Annotated in this window: 2 protein-coding genes; both read right to left on the bottom strand. The window is 68.5% G+C overall.

Translation table 11 applies throughout. The features are described from left to right. Positions 1 to 103 precede the first annotated feature (103 nt). Entirely contained in the window at positions 104 to 1,096 is a 993-nt protein-coding gene (locus RMO23_RS16810; protein ID WP_309683845.1) for a D-glycerate dehydrogenase, read from the bottom strand. A gap of 7 nt (positions 1,097 to 1,103) precedes the next feature. Then, the coding region (locus RMO23_RS16805; protein WP_309683844.1) for a PfkB family carbohydrate kinase at positions 1,104 to 1,640 on the bottom strand (537 nt) is incomplete at its 5' end.

Genomic DNA, 1,640 nt, shown 5'->3' with positions numbered 1-1,640 from the left:
CCGAGCGCCTGATAGGCCGCGTTGTGCACCTTCACGTTGAAGGTGAAGGGCGTGCCCATGATGGAGCCGCACAGGGTGGGGATGGAACGGGGCATGGGGCTTCCTAGGCAGTGCGCAGGTCGTAGGCCGAGGTCGGCTTGTCGCCGGCCAGCACACGCAGCAGGTTGTCGGTGGCGAGTTCGGCCATCGCGCGGCGGGTTTCGTGGGTGGCCGAGCCGATGTGCGGCAGCGGCGTGACCTTCGGGTGGTTGCGCAACGCCGAGTCCATCGGCAAGGGCTCGACCTCGAACACGTCCAGTCCGGCGGCGCGCAGGTGGCCGCTGTCCAGTGCGGCCAGCAGCGCCGGCTCCTGCACGATGGGTCCGCGCGAGCCGTTCACGAAGATCGCGCCGGGCTTCATCAAGGCAAACTCGCGCGCGCCCATCAGGCCGCGGGTTTGCACCGACAGGGGCAGCACGGCGGCAATGATGTCGGCGCGGGCCAGCAGTTCATCGAGTGGCGTGTGGCTGGCCTTGCCGGCCAGTTCGGGCGCCGCTTGGGCCAGATCGACCGGCCGGCGGCTGTGGTACAGCACCGGCATGCCAAAGCCGAGTGCCGCGCGGCGCGCCAGCGCCTGGCCAATGCGGCCAAAGCCCAGAATACCCAGGGTTTTGCCATGCACATCCCAGCCAAAAAGGCGCTCTCCAATGTTGCTCGTCCAGTGCCCATCGCGCACATGGTTGGCCAGCTCCACCAGACGGCGGCTGGTGGCCATGATGAGGGCAAAAATCGTGTCCGCGGTGGTTTCCGTCAGCACGCCGGGCGTGTGGCACAGCATGATGCCGCGCACCGCCAGGGCGCCCAGGGCATAGTTGTCAACGCCGACCGAGACGCTGGAGATGACTTGCAGATGCGGCGCCGCCGCCAGCAAATCTTCGTTCACCGGGTAGCTGGAGCCGATCATGCCTTCGGCGCCGGCCAGCGCGGCGTGAAAGGCGGCGGCCTGTTCCGGCAGGCGCGGGTTGGCCACCGTCACGTCGTGCTCGGCCTGCAGCCGTGCCAGCTGGTCGGGCGGCAGTTCGCGGAAGACCAGAACCTTTTTGCGTGTGTTTGTCATGGTTTCTTTAGAGCCCTGCTGCGTTGAGTTCGGCGCGGGTCGGCAGGCCTTCGCTGTCGCCCAGCACCTGCACCGCGCGCGCGCCAATCCAGGCGCCGCGTTTCACCGCCTCGCGCACGCTCAGGCCGTCCAGCAGCGCGCTGATGACGCCGACCGCAAAGCCATCGCCAGCGCCCACGGTGTCTATCACCTGGGCCACCGGAAAGCCCGGCACATGGCCGCTGCCCGAGGCGTCTTCAAAGTACGCGCCTTCGCTGCCGAGTTTAACGATCACCAGTTTGGCGCCGCGCTGGCGGTAAAAGCGGGCCACGCCCTCGGGCGTGGTTTCGCCGGTCAGCAAGCGGCCTTCTTCCAGGCCGGGCAGCACCCAGTCGGCGCGCGTGGCCAGGTCGTTGATGGATTCGCGCATCAGCTCGGGGCTGGCCCACAGCGTGGGGCGCAGGTTCGGGTCAAACGAGACGCTGCGGCCGGCGCCGCGCATCAGGTCCATGGTCTTGCGGGCGGCGGGCAGGGTGCTGGCCGAGATCGCGGCAAACACGCCGGT

Source organism: Polaromonas sp. (assembly GCF_031411155.1).
In the GTDB taxonomy this organism is placed as follows: domain Bacteria; phylum Pseudomonadota; class Gammaproteobacteria; order Burkholderiales; family Burkholderiaceae_C; genus Polaromonas.
Note: the sequence above shows the minus strand (reverse complement) of the source record. Positions and strands in the feature narration are given on the sequence as shown.